Here is a 9,416-nt window from a genome sequence, read left to right as displayed (position 1 = left end):
ACGCCGCCAGCGTTCGTCCTGAGCCAGGATCAAACTCTCCGTTGATGTTCAAACACCAGAAACCCATCCACGCCCGAAGACACGAACCGGCCTGGCAAACTTTGAACCCGTGAAGGGCTCGAAAACCTGACTGAAGTCGAACAACCAGCTCTTAAAGAGATGATCATTCAGTTTCAACCAAAGGATAATTCGTCCAAGACACGACCCACCCACCCCGAACGGGGCAGAGAAGATGCGAGCCTCGGGACGAGGTAATTGGCATCGATTTTTGACACGCTGTTGAGTTCTCAAGAATCGGACGCACACCATCAACCAACTCTGCGAGCCGGCCTCCGGGGCAACCCTTCAAACTTACCCGCTAGTAGCTATCAGGACCAAATCCGGCGATCCGGCCTTCAGGCCGTCCCAGCAGGTCCTGCGCAGTCCCAGCGGTTTCTGCTCGAGCAACTCTACACGAGCTTTGGGGGTGCTCTGACCACTCCACGGAGACCCCCACGCCGCCCGTCACGAGAGGCGCAGGCGGTCGCCCTCCCAGGACACGGCATACGGGTCGGTGATCTCCCCGACGAAGGCGCCGTCGCGGTCGTGAACGAACGCGAGGAACTTCGTCTGCCCCGTCACCCGGTCATCGACGAACTTGCCGACGTAGAGCGACGGGTCGTCGACCACCTGGGCGCCCGCGACGTCGTAGGGCCCCAGCGGCGACTTGGCGTCAGCGATCCACACGCCTCCCACGACGCCACCGGCGCGGGCAGCCTCCGGCATGTCGCCCACCATGCAGTTGAAGAGCAGCACCTGCCGACCGTCGACGACGTGCGTCTGCAGCACCTCGAGCTGGCCGAAGCCGGCGCCGGGCTGCGTCAGAGGCTCACGCAGCTCCCATGTCTCGAGGTCGGCCGACCACGCGTGCCCCACCACCCCCCGGTCGACGACGTCACCGTGGTTGGCCCGGGCGGTGATGAGCATGTGCCACCCCTCGCCGTCCGGGTCCTCGAAGACCCACGGGTCGCGGAAGGCCTCGTCGTGCCAGTTGCCGTCCGCGAACGTCTCGTACCACCGCGCGTCGGCCTCGAGCACCGGGCCCGGCGCCTTGTCCCACACGTAGAGGTCGGTCGAGACGGCATACCCGATGGACTGCACGTTGGCGCCCACCTCGTTGAGGCGCGCCCCCGTGTAGAACATGAACCACCGCCCGTCCGGGTGCCGCACGACCGATCCCGTCCACGTGGCGAGCTCGTCGAACGCCGGCGCGTCCGAGCGCACGAGCGCGTCGGTGACCCGTTCCCATGTGACCAGGTCGGACGACACCGCGTGACCGACTGACGCACGGTAGTGACGGGCGTGCGGATCCTTGAGCGCGCGGGACGCGTAGAGGAAGAACAGGTGGTAGCGCTCCCCGTCGTCGACGGTCCAGAAGTCCCACACCCACGCCTCGGGCAGCTTGAACACGATTCAGCCTTTCACGCCACTGCTGGCGATGGAGTTGATGAACGACCGCTGGAAGGCGATGAACAGGACGAGCACGGGCGCCGTGATCATCGACGCGTACGCCATGATCTGCCCCCACGAGGTGTTGAGCTGCTTGAAGTAGTCGATGCCGACCATGACCGGCCGCAGCTCCTCGCTCTGCACCGACATCAGCGGCCAGAGGTACTGGTTCCACATCGGCAGGAACGTCAGGATCGCAACCGTCGCGACCGCCGGCCCCGACAGCGGCATGACGATGTTGCGGTAGATCCGCCACCAGCCCGCGCCGTCGACCTTCGCGGCCTCGTCGAGCTCCTTCGGGATCGAGTCGAAGTACTGGTAGAAGAGGAAGATCGAGAAGGCGTTCGCGATGAAGGGCACGATCTGCACCTGGTAGGTGTCGAGCCACCCCTCGCTGAAGCCGTCGGGCCCCAGGAACGGCAGCTTGTTCGACCACCACAGCAGCGGCAGCGCGAGCGTCTCGAACGGCACGATGAGCGTCGCGAGGATGATGCCGAGCACGGCGCCCGCGCCGCGGAACCCGATGCGCGACAAGGCGAAGGCGGCCATCGAGTTGACGACGATGCCGAGCACCACCGTGACGACAGTGATGACCACCGAGTTGATCATGAACTGCGCGAACGGAACCCGCCCGAAGACGCCCGAGTAGTTGTCCGTCGACAGGTCGCCCACCGGCAGGAACGCCTTGAGGCTGCCGAGGTCGCCGAAGATCTGCAGGTCGGGCTTGAAGCTGCTGACGAACATGAAGAGCAGCGGCAGGCCGAAGACGAGGCAGAGCACGACGCGCAGCACGATGCCGAGCAGGTGGCGTATGCCGTGTCGTCCCTCCCCGCCCCGGCGCGGCGCCGTCGTGGTGGCCTCGACGACGTGCGCGAGGTGGTCAGAGCCCAGGCCTGGCCCGACGCCGGGTGCGGTCGTGGTGCTCATCGGGCGTCCTTGTCTCGGGTCAGGTAGCGGTTGACGAGGGTGACGGCGAGCACGAGCACGAAGAAGACGAGCGAGATCGCCGAGGCGTAGCCGGTCTGCTGCTGCTGGAAGCCGGTGCGCACCGCCATGAGCACGACCGTCGACGTCGAGTCGAGCGGGCCGCCCTGGGTCATGATGTTGACCTGGGTGAAGAGCGCGAACGCCGAGATCGTGATGGTGATGAGGATGAAGGTCCGCGTCGCGCGCAGCCCGGGCCACGTGACGTAGCGGAACTTCTCCCAGGTGCCCGCGCCGTCGAGCTCGGCCGCCTCGTAGAGCTCGCCCGGGATCGTCTGCAGCCCGGAGAGCCAGATGACCATGTGGAAGCCCATGGCCTGCCACGCCGACATGAGGATGATCGCGAGCAGGGCCGTCTTCGGGTCGCCGAGCCAGTCGGGACCCTCGATGCCGAAGGTCGTGAGCACCTGGTTGATGAGGCCGTTCTTCTGGTACATGAACAGCCACAGCATCGACACGACGACCATCGAGGTGACGACGGGCAGGAAGTAGACGGTGCGGAAGAAGTTCGTGCCGCGCATCTTGACGTTGACGAGCAGGGCGAGGCCGAGCGCGCACGCCGACTGCACCGGCACGATGACCGCCGCGAAGATGATCGTGTTGCGCAGCGACGCCCAGAACGTGTCGTCCTCGAAGAGCCGCACGAAGTTGTCGACCCCGATGAACTCCGCCGGCCGCGGCGAGATGAGCCGCGCGTTGGTGAAGGCCAGGCCGAAGGTCAGCCCGATCGGGATGAGCAGGAAGGTGATTAGCAGGACCCCGGCCGGCGCCAGCATGAGCAGCGCCGTCGTGGTGGAGGAGCGGGAGCCCTTGACGGGCTCCCGCCTGCGCCCGGCGACGGCCGAGGCGTTCTCGGCCGCGGTGATGGTCGTCATCTCAGTCACTCACTGGAAGTAGCCGTTGGACTTCTGGTTGGCGTCGATGTTCTTGACGGCCTGGTCGAGCGCCGTCTTCGGGTCCGCGCCGTTGAGGATGTCCTGAGCCGTCTTCGTGAACTCCGTCGCGATGAAGGGGTAGCCAGGGGTGACGGGGCGCAGCACCGCGAACTTCTTCGCGTACTCGAGGAAGACCTGGTTCTCGCCGCCCTTCTCGTAGCCCTTGACCTGGGCGGCCGCGGCGTCGGTGGCGGGGATGTTGTTCGTGTCGCGGGCGACGCTCGCGACGTACTTGTCCTGCGCCGCGAACTTCATGTAGTCGAGCGCGCCGGCCGTGTCGGAGCAGTTCTGCGAGATGCCCCACTGCCACGAGCCGCCACCGATCTTCGGGCCGTTGCCGAGGTCCGGCGGCGGGAGGAAGAGGGTGTCCTTGCCGAAGGCCTTGCGGGTGTCGACCGCGGTCCACGTGCCGTTGTAGAGGATCGCGGACTTGCCGTTGATGAAGTCCTTCGCCGGGTCGGCGCCCGACTTGAGCGGCACGAGCCCGTCGGTGACGAGGCTGCGGAACCACGTCGCCCACTCGACGGCCTTGGGCCCGTTGAGCACGCCCTCGGCGCTCTTGTAGCCGTCGCGGTTGATGAGGTCACCACCGAAGCTCTGCAGCATCGGGCTGTACGCGTAGGGCCACCACTCGCCGGTGAAGCTCGTCGCGATGTCGAGCGGGTTCTGGAAGTCGCCCGAGGCCTTGATCTTCTTCAGGGCCGCGGTGAACTCGTCCTTCGTCCACGGCTTGTCGACCGACGGCACCCGGATGCCGTACTTGTCGAGGATCGTCTTGCGCGTGACCATGACGAGCGCGACGTCGTAGTAGCCGTAGGAATACGTCTTGCCGTCGACCTTGCCGAGCACGGTCGGCAGGTACTTCGAGAGCGTGTCGTCCATGCCGTCGAGCGGGGCGAGGTAGCCGGCCCACGCCCAGTTCGGCACGTTGGGGCCGTCGATGTCGAGGATGCAGGGCAGCTTCTTGCTCGCCGCGGCCGCGACGACCGACTGGTTGTACGAGTCCTGCGGGAAGGCCTGGATCTTGACCTTGTACTTGCTCTGGCTCGCGTTGTAGTCGTTGACGATCTGCGTGATGGCCCCGAGCTCGCCCTTGTTGCCGGCGTTGTGGGTCCACATGGTCAGCTCACCTCCGGCCGAGTCGGACGAGCTGCTGCCCCCCTTGGCGCACGCTGCCATCGAGAGCGGGAGCGCAGCCGCCAGCAGGCCGACGGCGAGACGCTTGGGGGTCGGGGTGAGCTTCATGGGTTCCTCCGTGGGAGTCAGGTCAGCTACGGTGCTAAAACCTTTCAGCACGAGAACGTAGCGGGTCGGGAGGCGACGCACAAGGGTTTGCTAAAACCTTTCCACCTGCGACGATGCGTCGGAGCCCCGCTACCGGTGGGTTAGGCTGACCGCGGGCGCGTCACGAACCGGACGCACCCGGCATACGGCCTCGGCGACCCACCGCGGCGACACGAGAGGGACGACGTGAACAAGCGACCGACGCTCGCCGACGTGGCCGAGCGCGCGGGCCTGTCGAAGACGGCCGTGAGCCTCGTGCTCAACGACCGCCCGGGCTCGCGGCTGTCGGCCGACGCCGTCGCGCGCATCCACGAGGCCGCGCGCGAGCTCGACTACCGCCCCAACGCCCAGGCGCGCTCGCTGCGGCTCGGCACCACGGGCACGGTCGGCTTCATCTCCGACGACGTCACCGTCACCCGGTTCGCCTCCGCGATGATCCGCGGACTGCTCGACGCCGCCGACGACAGCGACCGCGGCGTGCTCATCGCCGAGACGTTCAAGCACCCCAAGCAGCTGCGCAAGGCGATGGAGGCCATGGTCGACCGCCAGGTCGACGGGCTCATCTTCGGCGCCCTCTCCGCACGGCGGATCGACCTGCCGGCGTTGCCTGCCGGCATGCGCGCGGTCACCGTCAACTGCGTCAACCCCGACGTCCCGATCGCCGTCCTCCCCGACGAGGAGCAGGCCGGGTATGCCGTCACCCGGCGCCTGCTCGACGCCGGCCATCGCGACGGCATCGCCGTCATCGGCAATGCGCCTCTGGCGCGGGCTGATCCGCGCATCTCGGTGACGATCGGCCGTCGTTTCAACGGGATCCACCGTGCGCTCGACGAAGCAGGTGTGACACCAGTGGTCGTCGCGGACATCGAGTTCTGGGAGCCGTGGAACGGCTACGACGCGGTCAAGGGCGTGCTCGCGTCGGGGGCACCGGTCACCGCGCTGCTGTGCCTCAACGACCGCGTGGCCTTCGGGGCGCAGCAGGCCATGCACGAGAAGGGACTTCGCATCCCTGACGACCTGTCACTGGTGTCGTTCGACGACGACGAGCTCGCCAGCTACATGCGCCCCGGCATCACGACGGCCCGGTTGCCCTACCTCGAGATGGGTCGCCGCGCGATGGAGCTGCTGCTCGACCCGGCGGCCGAGAAACGTGAGCACCTGCTCGAGATGCCGGTGCAGGTGCGTGGCTCGATCCGGCCGGTGTCGGGCGGCTGATCGTCGCTGCTTCCTGGCCTGTGGATGAGCGCCGAGGACTGTCGGTGGTCGTCGGTAACGTGAGGTCATGGCAAGGGAAAGCGAGACGCTCGAGCTCCTGAGGAGCCGGCTGGCCGCCCTGGAGGCGGACCAGCACTCCCGGGCTGCCGACGCCCCGAGTCCCTTCTGGGAGGGCACCACCTCCGGTATGCCGGCGCCCTCCCCCGCAGCCACCGCCGACACCGCGACGGACACCGACGCGACCACGAACACCCACTCGGCCGCGCAGGGCAAGGCCGAGCCGAGGGCTCATCAGCGGGCCCGGCAGATCGCCCCCGAGATCCGACCCGTGCAGCGCGGCCACGGCCCGTTCTCCGACGTTCCGCTCGAACGGCTGCAGAACGTTGAGAGCCTCGAGGACCTCGGCGAGCCGGTGACGTCGAATCTGGGACAGGGGCGGGGTCAGGGGCTGGGACCGGGCGGGTTCGAGGCCATGGTCGACGACCCCGACTGGCTCCGCGCCATGGACGCCTACGCCGACCACCGCGCCGAGCAGATCGCCCGCGGCACCTACACGCCCACCTTCGAGCCCGACGTCGGCATCCAGACCGACGTCCTGCTCGGCGCACCCCTGACCCGCCACCACGCCCCCGACCTGACCCGGATGGCCGAATGGGTCACCCACCAACGCGCCAGCCACGAGGTCACCCTCCTCGGCATCCTCACCGAGCTCACCACCCGCGGCACGCAGCCGCCCGACGGCCTGTCCCGCATCGACTGGCTCCGCGCCCACGACGCCACCCTCACCGCCGGCCAGGCCCGCGCCTTCACCACCGTCGCCGCCGCCTTCGCCGACACCACCAACCACGCCGACACCACCAACCACGCCGACACCACCAACTCCACCGGCACAGCAGACGGCCGGTGGGCGCGGCTGCGCATGCTCGTCACCACCGGCCTCGTCACCGTCGCCAAGGCCGCCCAGATCATCGACTTCCACACCCGCACCGCCCCCGTCGCCGACCCCGACGACCTCACCACCGCCCTGGCCGACCTCACCGAGCACGCCACCCGACTACGCCCCGAAGAGCTCGCCCAGCTCGTGCGCCACCACACCGAGCAGATCCGCCCACCCCGCGACGAGGACGACGGCAGCCGCGACCGGGGCCGCCGCGACGCCCGCGGCCTGTGGTTCACCCAGCCCAACGCCACCGGGATGGTCGGCCTCAAGGGAACCCTCGACCCCGAAGGCGCCGCCATCATCAAGGCCGCGATCGACCCCCTGTCCGCGCCCGCGCCGGAGACCGACGACCAGGGCCACACCGTCCGCGCCGACGAGCGCACCCCGGCCCGCCGCCGCATGGACGGCCTGCTCGCCATCGTCCAGCGCGGCGTCGCCGCGGCCGACGGGGTGCCGGTCACCGACAAGGCCAAGGTCGTCGTGCTCCTCGACTACGAGACCCTCCTCGGCCAGCTCGCCGCCGGTGGCCGAACCGCCTCTGGCGCCGGGACCACCCTCACCGGTGACGTCCTCTCCCCGCGGACCGTGCGCCGGATGGCGTGCGACGCCGAGATCCTCCCGATGGTGCTCGGCGGCGACGGCGAGCTGCTCGACCTCGGCCGCAGCCGGCGCCTCTTCACCCGCGGACAGCGCCTCGCGCTCATCGCCCGCGACAGGGGCTGCAGCTTCCCGGGGTGCACCGTGCCCCCGACGTGGTGCGACGCCCACCACGTGCTGCCCTGGCAGCACGGCGGAGCGACCTGCGTGTCCAACGGGGCCCTACTCTGCCCGCGGCACCACACCACGGTCCACGACCGCGACCTCACCGCGACGGTCACCGCCCGCGGCGTCACCTGGCACACCTGAGGGCCACGCCCCGCACCCCGCCCAGCCCGGGCGGGGTCGCCGGCACGTCCGGGGTCGGTCAGCGCGGCAGCCACGTCTGGTCGCACGACGACCAGCCTGAGAGCCTGACCCAGGCAGGTCGGGTACCTCTGGAGCGCCCCCTGTCCCACCCTGTCCCACCCTGTCCCACCCTCTCCCCAGGAGCACCCATGCCGCTCGTTCGCATCGACGTCGTCGAGGGCCGGTCGGACGCCGACCTGCGCCGCCTCGCCGACACGGTCCAGGACGTGCTCGTCGAGCACTTCGCCGCCCCCGAACGGGACCGTTACCAGGTCATCCACGAGCACCGCCCCGGCCGGATCATCGCCCTCGACACCGGGCTCGGCTTCGACCGCACCGACGAGGTGGTCGTCATCCAGATCACCCAGCAGGGGCGCGACGAGGCGCAGAAGAAGGCCGTCTACGCCGCCCTCGCCGAGCAGCTCGAGGCTCGTTGCGGGCTGGCACCGACCGATCTGATCGTCTCCGTCGTCGAGAACACCCCGGCGGACTGGTCGTTCGGCCTCGGCCGCGCCCAGTTCCTCGAGGGCGACCTCTGACGGACGGCGCTGCTCGGCTCAGGACATCCGTCCGCCGGCGGGCCGGGTCGCGGGCGTCGCGGCCTCGTCGGGGTCCAGCGTCGCCGCGTCGGGCCGCGACAGCGTGATCATGGCGCGCTCGACGAGCTCGCGCTCCTCGATGCGGCGTCCGAGCTCGGCCAGCCGGACGGCCACCTGCGACTCGGAGTCGTCACCGGTCAGGTCGACGGCGGCCACGAGGAAGACTCGTCCCGGCCCGACGAACTCGAGGTGCAGGAAGGTCACCCGCTCGACGTCCTCGCTACCCGACAGGTCGTCGAAGGCGCGGCGCCACAGCTCGGGGCGCACCGCCTGGCCGACGAGGAAGTCGCGGTTGCGGCCGATGAGGAAGATCGCGACCACACCGAGCAGCAGGCCGACGAGGATCGAGCCGATGGCATCCCACATGGCGTTGCCGGTCACCTGGTGCAGCACGATGCCGAGGCCGGCGATGACGAGGCCGATCAGGGCCGCGGCGTCCTCGGCGAAGACCGCGCGCAGCGTCGGGTTCGAGGTGTCGGCGATGAACTTGAGCGGCCGCAGGCCACGGGCCTTCGCCTCCGAGCGGGCCTGGCGCGTCGCCTGCACGAACGAGACGCTCTCGAGCACGAACGCGATGGCGAGCACGGCATACGCCCACGTGTAGGACGTCTCCGGCTCCTCGTGCCCGAGCACCGAGACGCCGTGCCACACCGACACGACCGCGCCGGCGCCGAAGAGGCCGAAGGCCGCGAACATCGACCAGACGTACGCCTCCCGGCCGTAGCCGAAGGGGTGGGTGGCGTCGCGCGGCTTGCCGGCCCGCTTCTCGGCCGTGAGCAGGAAGATCTCGTTGCCCGCGTCGGCCCACGAGTGCGCGGCCTCGGCGACCATCGACGCCGACCCGGTGATCACCGCGACGACCGACTTCGCGATGGCGATGAGCGTGTTCGCCGCGAGCGCGATGAGGACGGTGAGCAGGCTCTCGCTCGACTGCCCCTGCTCCTTCGCGGGTGCGCCACCCTGTCCGGGGGCGCCAGCCGTGCCCGATGCCGTGTCAGCCATGCTCGCCAGTCTTCCGCTCGGGAG

The 9,416-nt window shown here is 69.2% G+C and carries 8 protein-coding genes; 3 read left to right on the top strand and 5 right to left on the bottom strand.

The annotated features are described in order from the left end of the window. Window positions 1-504 precede the first annotated feature (504 nt). Genes ABD979_RS18580 through ABD979_RS18565 form a run of 4 tightly spaced genes read right to left on the bottom strand, consistent with a single transcriptional unit; the run spans window position 505 to window position 4,652 of the window. The gene (locus tag ABD979_RS18580; RefSeq protein ID WP_345509005.1) at window positions 505-1,449 is read right to left on the bottom strand and encodes a glycoside hydrolase family protein; all 945 of its coding nucleotides are present in this window, start codon (window positions 1,447-1,449) and stop codon (window positions 505-507) included. 3 nt (window positions 1,450-1,452) lie between these two features. Further along, window positions 1,453-2,415 carry a carbohydrate ABC transporter permease gene (locus ABD979_RS18575; protein ID WP_425584009.1) on the bottom strand — a complete coding sequence of 321 codons (963 nt, stop codon included), beginning with the start codon at window positions 2,413-2,415 and terminating at the stop codon, window positions 1,453-1,455. Continuing rightward, window positions 2,412-3,347: a carbohydrate ABC transporter permease gene (locus ABD979_RS18570; RefSeq protein WP_425584008.1), complete on the bottom strand. Its 936-nt coding sequence runs from the start codon at window positions 3,345-3,347 to the stop codon at window positions 2,412-2,414. Before ABD979_RS18570 ends, ABD979_RS18575 begins: the two co-directional genes overlap by 4 nt. A 9-nt stretch (window positions 3,348-3,356) precedes the next feature. Further along, entirely contained in the window at window positions 3,357-4,652 is a 1,296-nt protein-coding gene (locus ABD979_RS18565; protein ID WP_345509004.1) for an ABC transporter substrate-binding protein, read from the bottom strand. Window positions 4,653-4,877: 225 nt separating this feature from the next. On the opposite strand from ABD979_RS18565, the gene ABD979_RS18560 reads away from it, so the two are divergent. The 3 genes from ABD979_RS18560 (at window position 4,878) to ABD979_RS18550 (ending at window position 8,330) form a co-directional block, all read left to right on the top strand. Next, a complete protein-coding gene (locus ABD979_RS18560) occupies window positions 4,878-5,906 on the top strand; it encodes a LacI family DNA-binding transcriptional regulator (protein ID WP_345509003.1) in 1,029 nt (342 codons plus the stop codon). A 67-nt stretch (window positions 5,907-5,973) separates the two neighbouring features. After that, a complete protein-coding gene (locus tag ABD979_RS18555) occupies window positions 5,974-7,752 on the top strand; it encodes an HNH endonuclease signature motif containing protein (protein WP_345509002.1) in 1,779 nt (592 codons plus the stop codon). Window positions 7,753-7,940: 188 nt separating this feature from the next. After that, window positions 7,941-8,330, top strand: coding sequence for a tautomerase family protein (locus tag ABD979_RS18550; protein WP_345509001.1), 390 nt, complete (start codon window positions 7,941-7,943; stop codon window positions 8,328-8,330). Between the two features lie 18 nt (window positions 8,331-8,348). Here ABD979_RS18550 and ABD979_RS18545 read toward each other — a convergent pair whose 3' ends face one another. Next, window positions 8,349-9,392, bottom strand: coding sequence for a cation diffusion facilitator family transporter (locus tag ABD979_RS18545; RefSeq protein WP_345509000.1), 1,044 nt, complete (start codon window positions 9,390-9,392; stop codon window positions 8,349-8,351). Between the last annotated feature and the right edge of the window lie 24 nt (window positions 9,393-9,416).

It is taken from the genome of Terrabacter aeriphilus (assembly GCF_039542985.1).
In the GTDB taxonomy this organism is placed as follows: Bacteria; Actinomycetota; Actinomycetes; order Actinomycetales; family Dermatophilaceae; genus Terrabacter; species Terrabacter aeriphilus.
The sequence above is the reverse complement of the archived record's forward strand: the minus strand, read 5'-3'. Positions and strand labels throughout refer to the sequence as shown.

Excerpts from the sequence above, each read along its gene's own strand:
- ABD979_RS18565 (WP_345509004.1), bottom strand. The coding sequence starts at position 4,652 with ATGAAGCTCACCCCGACCCCCAAGCGTCTCGCCGTCGGCCTGCTGGCG.
- ABD979_RS18545 (WP_345509000.1), bottom strand. The coding sequence starts at position 9,392 with ATGGCTGACACGGCATCGGGCACGGCTGGCGCCCCCGGACAGGGTGGC.
- ABD979_RS18555 (WP_345509002.1), top strand. The coding sequence starts at position 5,974 with ATGGCAAGGGAAAGCGAGACGCTCGAGCTCCTGAGGAGCCGGCTGGCC.
- ABD979_RS18575 (WP_425584009.1), bottom strand. The coding sequence starts at position 2,415 with ATGAGCACCACGACCGCACCCGGCGTCGGGCCAGGCCTGGGCTCTGAC.
- ABD979_RS18570 (WP_425584008.1), bottom strand. The coding sequence starts at position 3,347 with ATGACGACCATCACCGCGGCCGAGAACGCCTCGGCCGTCGCCGGGCGC.
- ABD979_RS18550 (WP_345509001.1), top strand. The coding sequence starts at position 7,941 with ATGCCGCTCGTTCGCATCGACGTCGTCGAGGGCCGGTCGGACGCCGAC.